Here is an 18,952-nt window from a genome sequence, read left to right on the forward strand (position 1 = left end):
CAGTGCCTGAGTTAGTACTTAGCTGTTGGGCAAGACTGCGGTGTAGGACCACAGCGCCTGCGGGCGTAATAGATGCCCATTGCCAACACGGCGAGTATAACCGACGCGGTCAAAAAATTCCAAGACCTGGATCGCCCGCTTGCGGCCCAGACCGCTGGTATCGCGGAAGGTGGCGGCGCCGACGGCGCCACTGCCCACCGGCAAACCGCCGTCCTCTTCTGCTTTTTGCGCCAGTCCCCGTACCAGTTGCGCCAGCTCGGCCAGCGCCGCCTGGTGATAAAACAGGTCGTGCACGACCTGGCTGATCTGACCGGCCTTGGCAAGTTTGCGCAACAGCCGGCGCGTTTCGTCCTCGGCCAGGCCGAAGTCGCGCGCCAGGTCGCGTGTCCACGGCGGCTCGAAGCGCCCGTGCAGCAAGGCCGCCAGCAAGGGCTCGGCCACCATTTCCTCCTGCGGCGTCAGTTCCACGCTGTGCGTCGGCAGATGCAGGCTGGCGCCGCGCGCCTGGAGTTCGCCGCGCGCCAGCAAGCCTTCGACCAGGTGGCTCCACAAGGCGTCTTCCATCTCGGCGTCGACGATGCGTTTCAGGCGCCATAGTTCCGGCCCCGCTTCATCGGGTGCCCGCGCGTGGAAGACAGCCAGGGCGGCCAGCACGCGCGCTTCCAGTGCTGCCTGCGCCGCCGGCGCCAGCAGCAGGGCATCGTCACCGCGCAGGGCGATGCGCTGCGTATCGGGCGGCAGCGCGATGGCGGCCGCCGGCAGCAGCGACAAGCGCACCAGCAGCGACTCGCGCAAACCCAGCGGGCTTTGCGCCAGCAGGGCCGCATAATCGCCCTGCGCGACAAAAGCCGCCAGGGCGTCGAGCCAGGCAAGCCTGGCCGGGCTGCGGCGCTTGCGCGCGGGACCGAACGGGTCGAGCACCATGCCACCGCCCACCGTTTGCGTCGCTTGCGCATTGCGCACGACGAAGCGGTCGCCGGGCACGGCGTGCATGGGCGTCTCGAACACCAGCTGTACCCTGCCCGTCTGCCCCGGCGACAGGGTCTCGCCATCGAGCATGACGGCGCGCGCCAACTGGTGCGCCGCGCCCAGATGCACGTGCAGCGGCGACCAGGCTTTCAGTTGCACGCCGGCGTCGGGCAGCAGGCTCAGTTCCACATCGACGCGCTCCGAGCATTGCGCCAGTGCCGGCGCGACGATCCAGTTGCCCCGTTCAATGCGTTCGCGGTCGATGCCGGCCAGGTTCAGCGCCAGGCGCTGGCCCGCCATGCCCGTCTCTGCCGCGCGGTTTTGCGCATGGATGCTGCGCACGCGCGCGCCTGCGCCGCCGGGCGCCAGCTGCAAGGTGTCGCCAACTTTCGCCATGCCGGCCAGCGCCGTGCCGGTGACGATGGTGCCCTGCCCCGACAAAGTGAACACGCGGTCCACGCCGAGGCGGAACAAGCGCCGCTCGTCGCGCTGCGGCAGGCTGCGCGACACTTGCGTCAAGTGCGCCAGCAAGGCGGCCACGCCGGCATCGTTGTCGCGGCTGGCGGCAGTGGGGAAAATCGGGCTGCCCGCCAGCGGCGTGTCTGCCAGCAGTGCCTCGATATCCGCTTCCACCTGCGCCACGCGGGCACTATCGGCGCGGTCGATCTTGGTCAGCGCCACGGCGCCGCGCGTCACCCCCAGCAATTGCAAAATGGCCAGGTGCTCGTGCGTCTGCGGCATGATGCCATCGTCGGCCGCCACCACCAACAGGGCAAAGTCGATGCCTGTCACGCCGGAAGCCATGGTGCGGATGAATTTTTCGTGACCCGGCACGTCGATCACGCCCAGCACCGTGCCGTCCGCCAGCGGCAGGTAGGCATAACCGAGTTCAATCGAGATGCCGCGCGCCTGTTCTTCCTTCAGGCGGTCCGTGTGCACGCCCGTCAGGGCGCGCGTGAGCGTCGTCTTGCCATGGTCGATATGGCCTGCGGTGCCGACGATCATGCGGACAACTCGTCAAGCTGCGCGCTGAAAGCCGCCTCGTGCGCCGCTTCCAGGCAGCGCAAGTCCAGCCACAAGGCATCTTGTCCGATGCGCCCGATCACGGGGCGCGGCAAGGCGCGCAGGCGCTGCTCCAGCGTTCCCAATGGATTGCTCAGGCGCGAGCCCGGCGCGCTGCGGATGGCCAGACCAAAACTGGGCAGCTGGTCGACGGGCAAGGCGCCGCTGCCGATCTGGCTTTTCATGGCTTCAGCCGTCACCACGTACTGCATGCCCAGCGCGCGTTGCAACAGCGGCAGCAGGATTTCCGCCTGCGTACGCATGGCGGCGGCAGGACGTGTCAGCAGGCGCAAGGTGGTCAGTCGCTCGGCCAGCAAGTCCGGCGCGCGGTACAGCTGCAGCACGGGGGCCAGCGCGGCCAGCGTGAGTTTGCCGACCCTCAGCGCGCGTTTCAGCGGGTTGCGCTTGATCTTCGCGATCAAATCGGCGCGTCCGACGATGACGCCGCATTGCGGGCCGCCCAGTAATTTATCGCCGCTGAAGGTCACCAGGTCGGCGCCCGCTGCGATGGTTTCGCGCACCGTCGTTTCATGTGGCAGACCGTATTGCGCCAGGTCGACCAGGGTGCCGCTGCCCAGGTCCACGGCCGTCGGCACGCCGTGTTTTTCCGCCAGCGGCACCAGTTCGTCGAGCTCCACGCTTTTCGTGAAACCGGTGATCGCGTAATTGCTGCAATGAACCTTCATCAGCAGGCTGGTCTGCTCGTTGATCCCGTTCGCGTAATCAGCCAGGTGCGTGCGGTTGGTGCTGCCCACTTCGCGCAGCACGGCACCCGCGCGCGTCATCACGTCGGGGATGCGGAAGGCGCCGCCGATTTCCACCAGTTCCCCGCGCGAGACAATCACCTCTTTATTCTGCGCCAGGGTATTCAACATCAGCAGCACGGCCGCGGCATTGTTGTTGACGATGGTGGCCGCTTCGGCTCCCGTCAGTTCGCGCAGCAGTTCCTCTACCAGGTCGTCGCGGTCGCCCCGCTTGCCCGTTTCCAGGTCGAATTCCAGGTTCATCGGCCACTGCAGCGCCTCCACCACGGCTTGCACGGCGGCGTCGGGCAACAGCGCGCGGCCCAGGTTCGTGTGCAGCACGGTGCCCGTCAGGTTGAACACGGCGCGCAGCTGCGAGCACGATTGCGATTGCAGCCGTTCAGCCATTTGCGCGACGATGGCGGCAAGCGATGCGCCCTCTTCGCACACTGCGCCCGCCAGCATGGCGGTGCGCAGTTCGGCCAGCACGGCGCGCGCGCAGGCCAGGGTTTGCACGCGGCCGTAGTGTGCCATCAGCGCAAGGCAAGCCGCGTCGCCCAGGATGCGGTCAACCGACGGCAGGCGCACGGTTTGCCCCGTCGTCATGCTTGCTGGCCCTCGCTGGCGTCGTTCTTCCCCAGCCACAGCAGCGGATTGCCGCTGGCGCGCTGGTAGCCCGCTTCGCCCACCAGCAGGTCGAGCATCAGGCTGGCCAGGTCGTCGGCCAGCGGCTCGACGTTGTAATCGTGTTCCTGGTTGAAGACCTTGCGGTAGGTATGACAGTCGTCGCAGGTTTCCGCGCGCGCCACTTTTTTCGGATCATTCGCCTTGTTGGGCAATTTGTCGTCCTTCGCCGCCACCGGGTCGAACGGCGCCGCATCGGCCGCGTCCAGACCCTGGTAGGCGATCTTGCCATTCTGTTCGCAGGTCGAGCACTTCACGCGCACCATATGCCATTCGCTTTCGCAGATGCCGCAGTGCAGATAGCGATAACCCTGCGACTGGCCGCCGATGCGGATCACGCTGGCGACGGGATGCGAACCGCAAACGGGGCACAAGGTGCCCGTTTCCAGGTCCGGCACGCGCGCGGCGCGCAGTGCGCTGGCCGACACCGACCACAGGATTTGCAGCGCGGCCGCGACGAACGGCGCGTGCATGGGATTGAGGTTGTCGCCGTTTTCATCGAGCACGGCATCGGCGCAGGCGTCGAGTGCTTGCGCGTCGAGCGCGCGCAGCTGGGCCAGCACCTGCGTCAGGCCGCCGGATAATGCCGGCTGGCTGGCCGCCGTGGCAGCCAGTTCATCGAGCAGGCTGGCAAAGATGTCGCGCCAGACAGGCGGACGGGCGCCGCTGACAGGCAGCACGGGCATGCGGTGCTGGATGGCGCGGCGTAGCGCGTCGGGATCGGCGGCAGGCACGGCGCCCGGCGCAAGCTTGCCCACCACGGCGGCCTGCGCATCGGCCAGCGCGGCCATCAACACCAGGTAGCCCTGCATGCCCGCGTCGACAGGGATGCCCTTAATGTTGCCTTTCGCCAACTCGCGCAAGCGCAAGGCGCGCGCCGTGAACAGGCGGTCAGGCTGCGGCAGCAGCAGGCGCGGTATCGCGTTGTGGTCCAGGCCTTCGATTTCGCCTGGTTGAAGAATGCGTTGTACCAATGGAGTTTTCCCATCAAAAAAAGCAAGGCAGAGCCAGCGGAGTTGGCTGTGCTGTAAAAGTATTTTAATCGATAAAGAGAAAGGGGCCGATCCCGTGGGACCGGCCCCGGCTCTTGCAGCAGGGTATCGCTTGCAGCAGCTTAATCCTTGCTGTTGCGCATCACCGCTTCAAACCACTTCGGATGGTGCTTGCGCGCCCAGCCGTAGGTGACCGTGCCGCGCACCATGGCGCCGATCGAGCCCTTGACCCACAGCGCCGCGTAAATGTGCACTATGATGGCGCAGATGATGGCAAAAGCACAACCGGCATGCAACAAGGCGGCAAAACGCACCACGTCGATCGGGAAATAGAACGCGAAATACGCACGCCAGATCACGATGCCCGACAGCAGCAATCCCACCATGCAAGCGAGCAGCACGAAGAACAGGATCTTCTGGCCGGCATTGTATTTGCCAATCTTCGGAAGCTTTTCTTCGCGGTTGTTGAGTACATCGTCCATCTGTTTCAGCCACTGCTTGTCGCCGTCCTCGAACTTGTTGTGGTGCCAGAAGCGCACCACCAGGATCGCGAACGAGACGAACATCACCAGGCCGGCAAACGGATGCAAGATGCGCGTCCATTGCCCGCCGCCGAACAGGTTCGCCAGCCACGCCATCGAGGGATGGAACATGGCCAGGCCTGACAAGGCCAGCATGACGAAGGTGATGGCGGTCACCCAGTGATTCGTGCGCTCGTTGGGATCGTAGCGCTGGATCAGCGGGTTGCCATCCTTGTCGCGCAGCTTGCCATCGTGCTGTTCACGATGCTGTTCACTGTGATTCATGCTGTTCCTCCCGGATCCGCTTAGCCTCTTCCAAGGCTTCGTGCTCTTCATCCTTGCTCACTTCGTTCGGACCGACACGCGTGTAATGGAAGAAGCCTGCCAGCGCCGTGGCAGCCATGCCGGCCACCGCCAGCGGCTTGGACCAGCCCTTCCAGAAGCCCACCATCGGGCTGATACGCGGGCGTTCCGGCAAGTTCGAATACAGCTTCGGCTTGTCGGCATGGTGCAGCACATACATCACGTGCGTGCCGCCCACGCCCAGCGGATCGTACAAGCCCGCGTTGTCGAAACCGCGCGACTTCAGGTCGACGATGCGCTCTTCCGCATGCACCTTCATGTCTTCCTTGGTGCCGAAGACGATGGCGCCCGTCGGGCAGGTTTTCACGCAGGCCGGTTCCTGGCCCACGGCGACGCGGTCCGAGCACAAGGTGCACTTGTAGGCGCGGTCGTCCTTTTTCGAAATGCGGGGCACGTCGAAAGGACAGCCGGCCACGCAGTAGCCGCAACCGATGCAGTTTTCCTGGTGGAAATCCACGATGCCGTTCGTGTATTGCACGATGGCGCCCGGCGCCGGACAGGCTTTCAAACAGCCCGGATCCTCGCAGTGCATACAGCCATCCTTGCGGATCAGCCACTCGAGGTTGCCGTCATTGTTTTCGTGTTCGGCAAAACGCATCACCGTCCACGATTGCGGCGTCAAGTCCGTCGGATTGTCATAGGTGCCGTGGTTTTCGCCGACTTCATCGCGCAAGTCGTTCCATTCCATGCACGCCGTCTGGCAAGCCTTGCAACCGATGCATTTCGACACATCGATCAGCTTGGCCACGGTGCCGGTCACGGGGCTGCGCGCTTGCGGCGGCGTCACCGTGGTCGCCGACAGGCGCCGGATATCTAAGGATTGCAGTGCCATTATTGAGCTCCCATCATGCTTTTTCCACCTTCACCAGGAAGGACTTGAATTCCGGCGTTTGCGAATTCGCATCCCCCACGCCCGGCGTCAGGGTATTAATCAGATACCCCGGCTTGGCCACGCCTGTAAAGCCCCAGTGCAGCGGCAGGCCCACGGTATGCACCTGCTTGCCCTCGATCATCAACGCCTTGATGCGCTTGGTGACCACGGCCTTGGCGATGATGTGCCCCCGCTTGGAACTGACGCGCACTTCACCGCCGGCAACGACGCCGATGCTCTTGGCCAGCTCTTCGCCGATTTCGACAAATTGCTGCGGCTGGATGATGGCGTTCAAGCGTGCATGCTTGGTCCAGTAATGGAAATGCTCGGTCAGGCGGTAGCTGGTCGCCACATGCGGATATTCCTCATGCGTGCCGAATTGCTTGCGGTCAGCGGCGAACACGCGCGCGGCCGGATTGCTGGTCGCCAGCGGGTTTTTCGGATGCATGGGGTTGTAGCCCAGCGGATTTTCGAACGGCTCGTAATGCTCGGGGAACGGTCCTTCGGCCATGGCGCCACGCGCAAAGAAGCGCGCCACGCCCTCGCCCAGCATGATGAACGGGCCCATGCCGTTTTCCGGCGGTTCGTCGACCTTGAAGTCGGGAATATCGGCCCCGCTCCAGTTCGTGCCATTCCATTCGATCAGCTTGCGGGTCGGATCGAAAGCCTTGCCCTTCACGTCGCATGAGGCGCGGTTGTACAGCACGCGGCGGTTCGCCGGCCACGCCCAGGCCCAGCCCAGCGTCTGGCCGATGCCGGTCGGGTCACTATTGTCGCGCCGTCCCATCTGGTTACCCGCTTGCGTCCAGCTGCCGGCAAAAATCCAGCAACCGCTCGACGTCGTGCCGTCGTCGCGCAACTGCGCAAACGAAGCCAGCTGCTCGCCCTTCTTGAGCAGCAGCTTGGTGGCATCTTTCGGATCGTACAGATCGGCCAGCGCCTTGCCGTTGAATTCGCGGGCGATTTCTTCCGGTTGCGGGTTATGCGGCTGCGCATAATTCCACGTCAGGTTGACGATAGGATCGGGGAACTTGCCGCCCTCTTTCTGGTACATGGTGCGCATGCGCAAGAACAGGCCCGACATGATCTCCAGGTCGCTACGCGCCTGGCCCGGCGGTTCGGCCGCCTGCCAGTGCCATTGCAGCACGCGCGAAGAACTGACCAGGGAACCGCGCTCTTCGGCGAAGCAGCTGGTCGGCAAGCGGAACACTTCCGTCATGATCTTGGTGGGATCGACTTCGTGGTATTGCCCGTGCGGCTTCCAGAATTCGCCCGTTTCCACGGCCAACGGATCCATGATGACGAGAAACTTCAGCTTCGACAGCGCATCCGTGACCTTCTGCTTGTTCGGCGCGGACGCCAGCACATTGAAGCCCTGGCAGATATAGCCCGTCATCTTGCCTTGGTGCATGTTCTCGATGGCTTGCATCAAGTCATACGGCTTGTCGAGTTTCGGCAGGTAGTCGAACGCGTAGTTGTTCTCGGCCGTGGCGAAATCACCCCACCACGTCTTCATGAAGCTGACGTGGAATTTGCGGTAATTACTCCAGTAACTGAGCTGGTTCGGCCGCAGCGGCTTGGTGGCGCGCGCAGCGATGTAGGCATCGAAGTCCTGCTCGGCTTCGTTGGGCAAGGTCATGTAACCTGGCAACAGGTTCGACATCAGGCCCAGGTCGGTCAAACCCTGGATGTTCGAGTGGCCGCGCAAGGCGTTCATGCCGCCGCCAGCGATACCCATGTTACCGAGCAAGAGCTGCACCATGGCGCCCGTGCGGATGGTTTGCGCGCCCGTCGAGTGGTGCGTCCAGCCCAGCGCGTACAGGATGGTACCGGCGCGTCCCGGCACGGCGGTCGAAGCCAAGGCTTCCGCCACCTTGTGGAACTTGTCGGGCGAGACGCCGCACGTGCGCTCGACCATCTCGGTCGTGTAGCGCGCATAGTGCTTCTTCATCATCTGGTAGACGCAGCGCGGGTGTTCCAGGGTCGGGTCGACCTTGGCATAACCGTCGTCGCCGATCTCGTAATCCCAGGTGGCCTTGTTGGTGTACTTGCCTTTTTCCTTGTCGAAACCCGAGAACAGGCCGTCTTCGAACGCATAGTCTTCGCGCACGATAAAGGGCATGTCCGTGTAGTTGCGCACGTACTCATGCTGGATCTTGTCGTTCGTCAGCAGATAATTGATGATCGCGCCGAGAAAAACGATGTCCGTGCCGGTACGCGTGGCGCAGTAATAATCTGCCACGGATGCGGTACGGGTAAAACGCGGATCGACAACGATCAGCTTGGCCTTATTATGCGCCTTCGCTTCCGTTACCCATTTGAAGCCGCAAGGATGTGCTTCTGCTGCATTGCCGCCCATGACCAAAATCACATCGGCATTCTTGATATCGACCCAATGATTCGTCATCGCGCCACGGCCAAACGTCGGGGCAAGACCTGCCACCGTCGGTCCGTGTCATACACGCGCCTGATTATCAAAGGTCAGCATCCCCATGCTGCGCACTGTCTTGTGGGTCAGGTAACCGACCTCGTTACTGCCGGCGGACGCGGCCAGCATGCCGGTGGAGAGCCAGCGGTTGACGGTCTTGCCGTCGGCATTCTTTTCGATCAGGTTGGCATCGCGGTCATCCTTCATCAGGCGCGCGATCTTGTCGAGCGCCACATCCCAGGAGATAGCTTGCCATTCCGTGCCGCCCGGTGCCCGGTATTCGGGCACTTTCAGGCGGTTCGGGCTGTGGATGAAGTCGACCAGACTGGCGCCCTTCGGGCACAGCGTGCCGCGGTTCACCGGGTGATCGGCATCGCCTTCCACGTGGATGATGCTGGAGACGGCATTTTTCGCGCCGTCGCCCAGTCCATACAGCAGGACGCCACATCCTACCGAACAGTAAGGACAGGTATTGCGTGTCTCAGTCGTGCGAGACAGCTTGTATTGCCGCACTTCCGCCATCGCCTGACCCGGTGCGAAACCGAGCAGGGCGAGGCTGGAACCAGCAATGGTCGCGCCAGTTACCCGAAGGAACTGGCGCCTGGACATCTGAACCATATTCAGGCCTCTATGATGTGAGTAAATAAAAAGTCATACAACGTCTTGGTGGTGTCATATCACTAAGATATAAGCACCATGCCTGTGCCGTATGACAGCATTTTACCCCTCAAAGCCCATCAAGGCTCAGAGCGCCGGAAAAAATTGCACATAGTCAACATTATTTTGTCGGTACCGAACAGTTCCTCTAAACAATGCCAACCTGCCAGCACCAGCCATGCACCGGTACTGCGCGCTTGCATATCGCTATCCATCCATCCATGAAAAAACCCGCTCGCAAGCGGGTTTTGAGGAAGTGACAAAAATTACAGACTGTAGCGCAAGGTCAGCGCCACAGTGCGCGGTGCGCCCGGCAAGCTCAGGTTCGGGCTGGAACCATGGCCCGAAACGATGTAGCGCGTGTCGCCGATATTATTGACGTTCAGCTGCACTTCATAGCGGCCGGTGCGGTATGCGGCCATGGCGTCTGCCGTCACGTAGCCAGGCAAGACCACCGTGTTGCCCGCATTGGCGAAGCGGCTGCCGACGGCATTCGCGCCGCCGCCCACCGTGAAGCCATGGCCCAGGTCTTTCGTCAGCCACAAGTTGGCCGTATTGCGCGCCGTCAGGGTGGCGCGCTTGCCCTTGATGGCGACGGATCTGGCGGTCGTCGTACCCGGCGTATTCACGCTCTTGTCGACGGCGATGGAGTCGGTGATGCTGGCGTCCAGGTAAGCATAGCCGGCCATCATTTTCCAGCCATCGTGCAAGTCCGCGTTGAAGGTCAATTCCAGGCCGTCCGTGCGCTGCGTGCCGACGGGCACGATGCGGTTCGTGATCGGGTCGCTGCTCTTGATATTGTCGCGCTCCAGGCGGAACAGCGACACGGTGGCGTTGGCGCGGCCGCCCCACAAGTCATACTTGGCGCCCACTTCCGTGTTGCGCGTGGTTTCCGGCGCCAGGTCGGCATTGTTGGCGGCCAGCGCGAAGTTCTCGCCGCTGGGCTGGAAGGAACGGCTCCACGACGCGTAGTACGATTGCACCGCACTGGGTTGCCAGACGAGGCCGGCGCGGGGGCTGTAGGCCGAATCCGTGCGCGACAGGTCCGCCGTCGTCACACCAAGCGCATTGGCCAGGCGCGATTGCTGCTTGTAGCGGTCATAGCGCAAGCCGGCCAGCGCCTTCCACTCGTCGCTGAACGCGATGGCGTCCTGCACGTAAGCGGCGGCCGTGTCGTAGGTGCCGAACGTATCGCTGCGCGCGCCCAGCTTGCTGCGGTTGACGTGCGGCAGGACGGGATTGAAGATCGATACATTCGTCGCCACCACGGTCGAAGCCCAGCTGTTGGCATCCTTGTTTTGTTTGCCGAACTCGGCGCCATACAGCACTTCATGGCGCAAGGTGCCCGTGACCAATTTTTGCGTCAGTTCCGTCTGGTTGAACCAGCCGCTTTCGTCGCGGTTCAGCTTGGCGTGGCCCAGGCTCATCGTGCCCTTGACTTCATTGACGTTGCCGGAAATATTCGTGTTGTTGCGGTCCAGGTGGTAATCGTAGTAGCGGAAGGCATTGCGCAGCGACAAGGACTCGCTGAACTTGTGCGTCAGGGTGGCGGCCGTGGAGACCACGCGCGACTGGCTGAAGTCGGCATCGCGGGCGTTGGCGGCGCCATAGTAAGTGCCCGCATCGACAGCCACCGGGCGTCCCTGGTAGGACGGAATGCCGAAGTCCGTCAGGCGGCGGTCTTCCAGGTAATCACCTTGCAGCAGCAATTTGGTGGCGCCAGAGAGGCGGATGGCCACGGATGGCGCCAGCGCCGTGCGGTTGATGAATTGCTGGTCGCGGTAGCTGTCCGACAATTCGCGCGCGCCCGTGAAACGCCAGTCCACCGTCTCGCCCACCCTGCCCACATCGACTTCGCCGCGGCGCCCTGCCGTGTTCGTCAAGCTCAGGGCCACGTCCGTGATATCCACGCCCGGTTTCCTGGTGATGCGGTTCACCAGACCACCCGAGGAACCGCGGCCGTACAGCACGGCAGCCGGCCCCTTGATCACTTCCAGGCGCTCCACGTTCGACAGGTCGCGGAAATACAGCGCGTCATCGCGGAAGCCGTCGACAAACTGGTCACCGATGGCCGTGAAGCCGCGGATGAACACCTGGTCGCGCTGGCCGTCGCCCGTGGACAAGCCCACGCCGGGGATGTTCTTCATGATGTCCTGGATCGACATGGCGTTCTGGTCGCGGATGACGGCGGCCGGTACCACGTTGATCGTCTGCGGCACATCGCGCAGGGCCATTTCCGTCTTGGTACCGCTGGCGGAAGTGGCGGCGACATAGCCATCCTTGTCCTTCGATGCCGTCACGGTGACGGCGGGCAAACTTTCCTGGGCCAAAGCCGCCAGTGGCACGGCGCCCAAGGTCAAGGCGCCCAGTACGGCGATGGTGATCGGTTTACATCCTGGCTTGCGCTGTTGCTGCATACAATTCCCTGGTCGATGGTTTAATACGAATGATTATCATTAGTATTTTATCAGCAGACGCAGCATAAGGTAAGGCGAAATGTAAGTGATAGTACTTATGGACTAGGTACTTGACGTAAAAAAGCAACAGGAAATCAATGCCAAAAAATAATTAAAATTGCTTTGAAAAACTATTTCCCTGCGTCAATGCTATACTTGCGGCTTGCTGGGCAGCGGTCAACCTGACCGATATGCTCCTTGCTTCACCTCCATCGCCACGCTCAGCGTGGCGCGCCGCACAGCCATCACGCGGCACACGAAGACCCCGATCCCCTGCGCCTTGCGGCGCCTGTCCGCCCCTGCTGGCGGCGGCGATCATGACTATTAAACTGTTAGGAATTACATGAAAAACCTGAACATCGGCAGCCGCCTTGGCGTCGGCTTTGCTGTCGTATTGCTGTTGCTTGCCGCCTTGACCATCACTGCCCTCGTGCGCATGCAAACGGCCAGCGACCTGACTTACCGCCTCATCAATACCAGCATCAAGAACCAGCGCATGGTGGCCGAATGGTCGAAGATCATTGAACTCAATAGCGTGCGCGGCGTCGCCTCGTTTGAAATCACCGATCCTGTCGTGCGCGCCAAGATCGAGGAGGACTTGAAGGTCGATGCGGAGCGTTCCAGCAAGCTGCAGGACGACATCATCGCGTCGCTGCGCAACCCTGCCGTGATCGAGCAATTCAAGGTGGTGCGCAAGGTGCGCACCGACTACGTGACGACGCGCGCACGCGCCTTCAAGATGAAAGCCGACGGCGACGTGGCGGGCGCCAAGCAAGTGTTCGAGAAGGAAGTCGCGCCGATCACCAAGGCCTACCTGGCCGAAGTGAAGCGCTTTGCCAACATGCAGATCAAGGCCGCCGACGGCGTCGGCGCCAGCATCATCGAGGCCTACAGCAGCACCCGCATTTTCCTGATTACCATGGGCGTGCTGGCCGTGCTGATGGGCATCGGCTTTGCGTGGTGGATCACGCGCTCGATCACCGGCCCCATCCGTGACGCCGTGAAAGTGGCGGAAACCGTGGCAGCAGGCGACTTGAGCAGCATCATCACGGCGCAAGGCCGCGATGAAACGGGCCAGCTGATGCATGCCCTGAAATCCATGAACGACAGCCTGGTGGGCATCGTCGGCCAGGTACGCAGCGGCACCGACACCATCGCCACGGCATCCGCGGAAATCGCCGCCGGCAACCAGGACCTGTCGTCGCGCACGGAACAGCAAGCCAGCTCGCTGGAAGAAACCGCGTCGTCGATGGAAGAATTGACCAGTACCGTGAAGCAGAATGCCGACAATGCGCGCCAGGCGAATAAACTGGCGGGCGACGCGGCCGGCATCGCCAGCCGCGGCGGCGCCGTGGTGGCCGAAGTGGTTGCCACCATGGGCGAGATCAATACCTCGTCGAAGAAAATCGTCGACATCATCTCCGTCATCGACGGCATCGCCTTCCAGACCAATATCCTGGCCCTGAACGCGGCCGTGGAAGCGGCACGCGCTGGCGAACAGGGTCGCGGCTTTGCCGTGGTGGCAACGGAAGTGCGCAACCTGGCGCAGCGCTCGGCAGCGGCGGCCAAGGAAATCAAGGGACTGATCGACGACTCCGTGCAAAAGGTCGACGTGGGCACGGATCTGGTCGACAAGGCCGGCAAGACGATGGAAGAAATCGTGCAAAGCATCGGCTTCGTCACGTCCATCATGAGCGAGATCAGCAACGCCAGCGAAGAGCAGAGCGCAGGCATCGAGCAAGTCAACCAGGCCATTTCCGAAATGGACCAGGTAACGCAGCAAAATGCAGCCCTGGTGGAAGAAGCCTCGGCAGCAGCCGAAGCGATGCAGGAACAGGCGAGCGAACTGGCGCAGGTAGTCAGCGTCTTCCGCCTGGACGCCAATGCGGCGGCGACTGATCGTTTCAGCGTGAAAGCGGCGCAGCGCAGCGTGCCGGCAGCGCCAGCAACCCGGGCCGCGCCTGCCCGCAAGACCTCGGCCCCTGCCCTGCGCCTGCCCGTGACACGCGCCAGCAGCAAGGCGGCGGCGCCGACTGAAGGCGAGTGGGAAGAGTTTTAAAGTGGGAGATGTAGTGCGTGGCAGTGGCTGCCACGCATGCCGAACGGCCAGGCATCAGCACAGCCTGGCTTGCGCATCTTCCATGAGCTTCGCCAACTCGCGCGGCGCGGATTGCCCTAGAAATGCCAGCGCCAGCGCCTCCGGATCGATGGCGGCGTCCGCCGGCAAGCCATGCTCGAAGCCGCCCACCATGATTCGGCAGAAATGCGGCGATTCCATCCGCGTTTCCACATACCAGCAGCCCGCATGGCCTTGCACGAAGTATTCGCCGATAAAATAGCCAAGCATGGTTTTCACCCACTGCCAGCTCTCGTCGCGGATGACGATGGTGCGCATGGCCGCATCGATGTACGGCAAATATTCGGCCGCGTTCGTCAACACTTCGTGCGCGGGCTGGATGCCCAGGCGCTCGACAAAACTTACCAGCGACGCACCCAGCGCGTCATAGTAGGCATCAAAAGCCGTTTGGCTTTGCTGCAATAATTGTTCTTGTTCGTTCGACAGCATTCACACTCCACAGACATTCAACAATCCCGCCCATTTTCAAGAAATTGCGCGGGTCAGACTATCCATCATTTTACGCCACGCTCACGTCCACCCCGGCCCGCTGCAGCAAGGCCTTATTGCGGGCGGACAGATGCGTCACCTGCAGATGCTTGCCGGCCTTGTCATAGCGCTCATACAGGGATTCGATGGCGGCGATGGCCGAGTGATCGGCCATGTGCAGGTGCCGGCAGTCGAGGATGACGCGGGCCGGATCCGACGCTGACTGGAACAGCTCCTGGAAATGCGTGGTGGAAGCAAAAAACAGGGTGCCGTGCGGCAGGTAAACGCGCCTGCCAGGGCTGCTGTCATCGATGTCGGCACGCATTTCGCGGGCATGTTGCCAGGCAAAATTCAAGGCGGCGATGACGATGCCGCACAGCACGGCCAGCGCCAGGTCCGTCAACACCGTGATCACCGTCACGGCAACGATCACCAGCGCATCCTGCAACGGCACCTTGCCCAGCACGCGCAAGGAACCCCAGGCAAACGTTTGCTGCGCCACGACGAACATCACGCCCACCAGGGCAGCCAGCGGGATGCGCTCGATCAACGGCGAAAGAAAAAGGATGAACAGTAAGATCATCACGCCGGCCGTCACGCCCGACAAGCGCGAGCGGCCGCCCGAGCTCAGGTTGATCATGGTCTGCCCAATCATGGCGCAGCCGCCCATGCCGCCAAACAGGCCCGAAACGACAGTCGAGGCACCGAGCGCGATGCATTCGCGGTTCGGCTTCCCCGGCATTTCCGTTATCTCATCGGTAAGATTAAAGGTGAGCAAAGTTTCCAGCAGCCCCACCATGGCCATCAGCACCGCATACGGGAAGATGATGTGCAAGGTGGCCATGTCCAGCGGCACGCTGGGCCAATGCAGCACTGGCAAGCCACCGGCGATATGCGCGAGGTCGCCCAGGCTGCGCGTGGGCAAGTGCAAGCTATAGCTGAGCACGCCCACGCCCAGGATGGCCACCAGCGCGGGCGGCACGACACGCGTGATGCGCGGCAGCACGTAGACGATGGCCATGGTCAGGGCCACCAGCGCGACCATCACGAGCAGGGGCGTGCCTTGCAGCCAGGCCTCCCCTTGCGGCGTGGCCTGGCGAAAGTGCTCCAGCTGCGCCATGGCGATAATGATGGCCAGGCCATTCACAAAGCCCAGCATCACGGGATGGGGCACCATGCGGATCAGCTTACCCAGGCGCAAGATACCAAACAGCGCCATCAGGATGCCGCTGAGCACGACGGTGGCCAACAGGTATTGCACACCATGCTGTGCCACCAGCGCCACGATGACGACGGCCATGGAGCCGGCAGCGCCCGACACCATGCCAGGGCGTCCGCCTAAGATGGCCGTCAATACGCAAATGATGAAGGCGCCGTACAGGCCCATCAGGGGATTGAGCTGCGCCACCAGGGCGAAAGCGATGCACTCAGGTACCAAGGCAAACGAAGTGGTCAAGCCAGCAAGAAAATTCTTTTGTAGATTCGGGAACCATTCTGCCCGAAACGTCGCGTTGATCATTGAACTATCCAGGTTTATAACAGTGAAATAGCGCCTGGTGCGGCGCATCCACGCGCACGCAGACGACAGCTTCGCAAGGGAAGCCGGCATATGGCGAACAGTTGGAAAATCAATGACTACATCGGTATGGCGGCAAGGACAATAAACCGCGCGCCGGGCGGCGCTGCTGGGCCAGCCTGGATTATACAAGATCACCCGGGCGGCCTTTACTGCCGGAAAGACCCAGGCCGTAGGCAACTATCGGCCAATGGCGGAAACACTTGAATTGAAGCACGAAACAATCGATGGCAAGCCGCCATTGCTTCGAACAACGGTGCGCATGTAGCGTCTTCCTCTCCCGCCGGCACCGGCTGTAGCCGCAGCAGTCCGGCTTGCCTGAAGGACGGCGCCGCACCCCGGGATTGCACCGCGAAGTGGTGGCCGCACTGACCGGTGCGTTTGCGTACGGCCCCAGATCATCCCATCCCAGGCTCAGCGAGCGCACCGAGATAAGCGCGCACCGCCGCTTCAATACGCGCCACCAATTGTAGCGGATCAACGCTGCCACGGCGGCCGGCGGCGTCTGTCAGCGCGCTGATGATGGCCATCAGATCGGTTGCAGCCAGTTCCGGCGCCAGCATTCCCTTGGAGATGCCAGCACGCACGAAGCCGGCCAGCGCCACATGCATGGTCACGCCATTGCCAGATGCCGGCATGACCGCCGACAAACGATGCTGTTCAAAATCGAGCAGCGCCGCCAACGCAGGCCGGCGCAACTGGTGGCGCACCGCAATCTCGATCAGCTGATGCAATGCCAGGCATCGGTCATCCTGGGCCAGCGCCTGTATCGCCTCGCGCACCAAGTCTGCCCTCTCGCGCTCGATCAGCGCCACTGTCACGGCATCCTTGGTGGGAAAATATTGATAGAGCGAGCCGATGCTGACGCCGGCGCGTGCGGCGATGGCATTGGTGGTGTAACCGTCCAGTCCGGATTGCTCAAGAATGTGAGCCGCGCCTTCGAGTATGGCCTCGACGGTATGGGCGGAACGCGGCTGGGACGGCGCTTTGCGCGGCTTCAGGCGGCGCGCACTTGCCGCTTTGGATTGCGAGTTGTTCATGTGAGCTAATGCTCATATCATTTTCCTGCCACGTCAAGCGCAATTTCTGCGCTGGCGAACCGCTACGGAAACATCCATGAACTCTTCAAACAATACACATGCCACGGCGTCCGGCGACGCCGAACTGCTGGCGCTGGTCGTGAAAGCCGTGCAGTCGGCAGGCAAGGCCATCGAGGCCCGTTTCAGCCCGGGTGCACGGCCTGAGCACCGGGGCGATATCGGCGCGTTGATCGCCGCCAACGATGCCATTGCGCTGGCCATCCTGCGCCCGGCCTTGTCTAAGGCCCATCCCGCGGCGCGATGGACGGAGGATGAAGGCGGCAGCGGCTTGTTACCTGACGGCGAATGGTGGGTCTGCGATCCCGTCGAGGGAGCGATCAACCATATCCACGGCTTGCCCGAGTGGGGCGTGACGGCCACGCTGGTGCGCGACAACGCGCCCGTGCTCACAGCAGTGCATTTACCCATGTGCGCAGACACCTATACGGCCTTGCGTGGCGGCGGCGCATGGCTGAACGGAAAACGGTTGCACACATCGCTGAAAACCGAGCTGAACGCCGCCATGGTCGGCACCGGCCAGGCGGTGCCCGGTGAAGGCAGCAGCGTCTACCAGCGCATCGGCAAGTCGGTGAGCGCCATGCTGGAAGCGGCGCTGGTGGTCAGGGTCTCGGTGCCATCGACCTTGCAGCTGGTGCAGGTTGCTGCCGGCCGCCAGGATCTGTTCTGGCAATACAGCCAGGTGCGCTCGGGCTTGCTGGCCGGAGCGCTGCTGGTGGCCGAAGCGAACGGCAGTGTATCTGACCTGGACGGCAATCCGTGGCACTTGGGCAGCAGCACCCTGCTCGCCGGGGCCCCGGCGCTGATGGGAGCCGCTGTTGCCGTCATGTCCACCATTGCCTGATTTCCAGTCTTTCAAGGAACATTCATGAAACTTGCCATTTTTGGTGCCTCTGGCGCCACCGGTCGTCAGCTGCTGAGGCAGGCGCTCGATGCCGGCCACACGGTCTCGGTGTTGCTGCGCAGTGCAGACGCTTTGCCTATCGATCATGCCCGCCTTACGCGCATCGTTGGCCAACTGGGTCACCCCGCCACCATGCGCGCTGTCGTGCAAGACGCCGAGGCGGTGATCAGCGTGCTGGGCGCGCGCAAGGGCGGTGCACAGAACATTTGCAGCGATGCCATGCGTCATATTTTGCCTGCCATGCAGGCGACCGGAGCACGCCGGCTGATTGCCCTGAGCGCCTATGGTGCATCGGAAACATACAAGGCGTCATTGTTCATACGCTTCGTGCGCAAGATGATAGGCGCAAAAATGCGCGACAAGGACAAGATGGAAGCACTGGTGCGCGCCAGCGCTACAGACTGGACGCTAGTGCGCCCGCCCGCGCTGACGAACGGCCCGTCGAGCGGCGTGTATCGTAGCGGCACCACCTTGAAGCCTGGCATCATGGGACGGATACCGCGCGCCGACCTGGCCGCCTTCATGCTGCGGACGGCTGAACAGGGAAATCATCTCGATCAGGCGCCTGTCGTCTGCACCTGAGTGCACAGCGTCGCCGGTCGCGCAGAAACACTGCAGCTGGCGCCCAAATGAAAATAGCCCACTCGAAAGTGGGCTATTTTTTTCATCTGGAGGCGAGGACGGGAATCGAACCCGTCTAAACGGCTTTGCAGGCCGCTGCATAACCTCTTTGCTACCTCGCCAGAGGAACTGCTTGGATGCGCCTTGCGGCCCACCTTGAAAACTGGAGCGGGAGAAGAGTCTCGAACTCTCGACCTCAACCTTGGCAAGGTTGCGCTCTACCAACTGAGCTACTCCCGCATTGAAGCTTGGTTGCTGCTTAATCACGCTGCGTACTGCGGCGGATAAAAAAAGGAAGCCAGCTTAGCTTCCCTTTAGAATTCTGGAGCGGGAGAAGAGTCTCGAACTCTCGACCTCAACCTTGGCAAGGTTGCGCTCTACCAACTGAGCTACTCCCGCATTG

At 62.4% G+C, this 18,952-nt stretch carries 13 protein-coding genes and 3 tRNA genes; 3 read left to right on the forward strand and 13 right to left on the reverse strand.

Annotated elements, in window-relative coordinates; all coding sequences use genetic code 11:
- Window positions 1-18 precede the first annotated feature (18 nt).
- From selB to ACQ4W7_RS09315, 7 genes are all read right to left on the reverse strand, one after another.
- Window positions 19-1,974, reverse strand: coding sequence for a selenocysteine-specific translation elongation factor (gene selB, locus ACQ4W7_RS09285; RefSeq protein ID WP_436529999.1), 1,956 nt, complete (start codon window positions 1,972-1,974; stop codon window positions 19-21).
- On the reverse strand, window positions 1,971-3,380 hold the full coding sequence (gene selA / locus ACQ4W7_RS09290; RefSeq protein ID WP_436530001.1) for an L-seryl-tRNA(Sec) selenium transferase: 1,410 nt from the start codon (window positions 3,378-3,380) through the stop codon (window positions 1,971-1,973). The genes selB and selA overlap by 4 nt, the downstream gene beginning before the upstream one ends.
- Window positions 3,377-4,432 (reverse strand): formate dehydrogenase accessory protein FdhE, encoded by a 1,056-nt coding sequence (gene fdhE, locus ACQ4W7_RS09295; RefSeq protein WP_436530003.1) that lies wholly within the window; start codon window positions 4,430-4,432, stop codon window positions 3,377-3,379. Before fdhE ends, selA begins: the two co-directional genes overlap by 4 nt.
- A 140-nt stretch (window positions 4,433-4,572) precedes the next feature.
- Window positions 4,573-5,256, reverse strand: a complete 684-nt coding sequence (locus tag ACQ4W7_RS09300; RefSeq protein WP_426070465.1) for a formate dehydrogenase subunit gamma — start codon at window positions 5,254-5,256, stop codon at window positions 4,573-4,575.
- The gene (fdxH, locus tag ACQ4W7_RS09305; RefSeq protein WP_426070466.1) at window positions 5,243-6,166 is read right to left on the reverse strand and encodes a formate dehydrogenase subunit beta; all 924 of its coding nucleotides are present in this window, start codon (window positions 6,164-6,166) and stop codon (window positions 5,243-5,245) included. Before fdxH ends, ACQ4W7_RS09300 begins: the two co-directional genes overlap by 14 nt.
- 13 nt (window positions 6,167-6,179) lie before the next feature.
- Window positions 6,180-9,251, reverse strand: a complete 3,072-nt coding sequence (fdnG, locus tag ACQ4W7_RS09310) for a formate dehydrogenase-N subunit alpha (protein WP_436530006.1) — start codon at window positions 9,249-9,251, stop codon at window positions 6,180-6,182.
- A 305-nt stretch (window positions 9,252-9,556) separates the two neighbouring features.
- Complete coding sequence (locus ACQ4W7_RS09315) at window positions 9,557-11,707, reverse strand: TonB-dependent receptor (RefSeq protein WP_436530008.1); 2,151 nt, start codon at window positions 11,705-11,707, stop codon at window positions 9,557-9,559.
- Window positions 11,708-12,089: 382 nt separating this feature from the next.
- On the opposite strand from ACQ4W7_RS09315, the gene ACQ4W7_RS09320 reads away from it, so the two are divergent.
- Entirely contained in the window at window positions 12,090-13,805 is a 1,716-nt protein-coding gene (locus ACQ4W7_RS09320) for a methyl-accepting chemotaxis protein (protein ID WP_436530010.1), read from the forward strand.
- Between the two features lie 54 nt (window positions 13,806-13,859).
- On the opposite strand, the gene ACQ4W7_RS09325 is transcribed toward ACQ4W7_RS09320, so the two are convergent.
- The 3 genes from ACQ4W7_RS09325 to ACQ4W7_RS09335 form a co-directional block, all read right to left on the reverse strand.
- Window positions 13,860-14,312, reverse strand: a complete 453-nt coding sequence (locus tag ACQ4W7_RS09325; RefSeq protein WP_426070470.1) for a hypothetical protein — start codon at window positions 14,310-14,312, stop codon at window positions 13,860-13,862.
- A 70-nt stretch (window positions 14,313-14,382) separates the two neighbouring features.
- The gene (locus tag ACQ4W7_RS09330; protein WP_436530012.1) at window positions 14,383-15,870 is read right to left on the reverse strand and encodes a SulP family inorganic anion transporter; all 1,488 of its coding nucleotides are present in this window, start codon (window positions 15,868-15,870) and stop codon (window positions 14,383-14,385) included.
- Window positions 15,871-16,325: 455 nt separating this feature from the next.
- The gene (locus tag ACQ4W7_RS09335) at window positions 16,326-16,967 is read right to left on the reverse strand and encodes a TetR/AcrR family transcriptional regulator (RefSeq protein WP_436530014.1); all 642 of its coding nucleotides are present in this window, start codon (window positions 16,965-16,967) and stop codon (window positions 16,326-16,328) included.
- A gap of 76 nt (window positions 16,968-17,043) precedes the next feature.
- Here ACQ4W7_RS09335 and ACQ4W7_RS09340 point away from each other — a divergent pair, with 76 nt between their 5' ends.
- Window positions 17,044-17,868 (forward strand): inositol monophosphatase family protein, encoded by an 825-nt coding sequence (locus ACQ4W7_RS09340; protein ID WP_436530016.1) that lies wholly within the window; start codon window positions 17,044-17,046, stop codon window positions 17,866-17,868.
- Between the two features lie 24 nt (window positions 17,869-17,892).
- Window positions 17,893-18,510, forward strand: coding sequence for an NAD(P)-dependent oxidoreductase (locus tag ACQ4W7_RS09345; RefSeq protein ID WP_436530018.1), 618 nt, complete (start codon window positions 17,893-17,895; stop codon window positions 18,508-18,510).
- A gap of 87 nt (window positions 18,511-18,597) precedes the next feature.
- On the opposite strand, the gene ACQ4W7_RS09350 is transcribed toward ACQ4W7_RS09345, so the two are convergent.
- The 3 genes from ACQ4W7_RS09350 to ACQ4W7_RS09360 form a co-directional block, all read right to left on the reverse strand.
- Window positions 18,598-18,671, reverse strand: a tRNA-Cys gene (locus ACQ4W7_RS09350).
- A gap of 42 nt (window positions 18,672-18,713) precedes the next feature.
- Window positions 18,714-18,789 (reverse strand) — tRNA-Gly (locus ACQ4W7_RS09355).
- A gap of 83 nt (window positions 18,790-18,872) precedes the next feature.
- A tRNA-Gly gene (locus ACQ4W7_RS09360) sits at window positions 18,873-18,948 on the reverse strand.
- Between the last annotated feature and the right edge of the window lie 4 nt (window positions 18,949-18,952).

This window comes from Janthinobacterium algoris (genome assembly GCF_051380935.1).
Lineage (GTDB): Bacteria > Pseudomonadota > Gammaproteobacteria > Burkholderiales > Burkholderiaceae_D > Janthinobacterium.

What these genes read in the sequence shown, in the direction of transcription:
- ACQ4W7_RS09315 (WP_436530008.1), bottom strand. Translation starts at nt 11,707, where the DNA reads ATGCAGCAACAGCGCAAGCCAGGATGTAAACCGATCACCATCGCCGTA.
- ACQ4W7_RS09300 (WP_426070465.1), bottom strand. Translation starts at nt 5,256, where the DNA reads ATGAATCACAGTGAACAGCATCGTGAACAGCACGATGGCAAGCTGCGC.
- ACQ4W7_RS09345 (WP_436530018.1), top strand. Translation starts at nt 17,893, where the DNA reads ATGAAACTTGCCATTTTTGGTGCCTCTGGCGCCACCGGTCGTCAGCTG.
- selA (WP_436530001.1), bottom strand. Translation starts at nt 3,380, where the DNA reads ATGACGACGGGGCAAACCGTGCGCCTGCCGTCGGTTGACCGCATCCTG.
- ACQ4W7_RS09330 (WP_436530012.1), bottom strand. Translation starts at nt 15,870, where the DNA reads ATGATCAACGCGACGTTTCGGGCAGAATGGTTCCCGAATCTACAAAAG.
- ACQ4W7_RS09335 (WP_436530014.1), bottom strand. Translation starts at nt 16,967, where the DNA reads ATGAACAACTCGCAATCCAAAGCGGCAAGTGCGCGCCGCCTGAAGCCG.
- ACQ4W7_RS09340 (WP_436530016.1), top strand. Translation starts at nt 17,044, where the DNA reads ATGAACTCTTCAAACAATACACATGCCACGGCGTCCGGCGACGCCGAA.
- selB (WP_436529999.1), bottom strand. Translation starts at nt 1,974, where the DNA reads ATGATCGTCGGCACCGCAGGCCATATCGACCATGGCAAGACGACGCTC.
- ACQ4W7_RS09320 (WP_436530010.1), top strand. Translation starts at nt 12,090, where the DNA reads ATGAAAAACCTGAACATCGGCAGCCGCCTTGGCGTCGGCTTTGCTGTC.
- fdxH (WP_426070466.1), bottom strand. Translation starts at nt 6,166, where the DNA reads ATGGCACTGCAATCCTTAGATATCCGGCGCCTGTCGGCGACCACGGTG.
- ACQ4W7_RS09325 (WP_426070470.1), bottom strand. Translation starts at nt 14,312, where the DNA reads ATGCTGTCGAACGAACAAGAACAATTATTGCAGCAAAGCCAAACGGCT.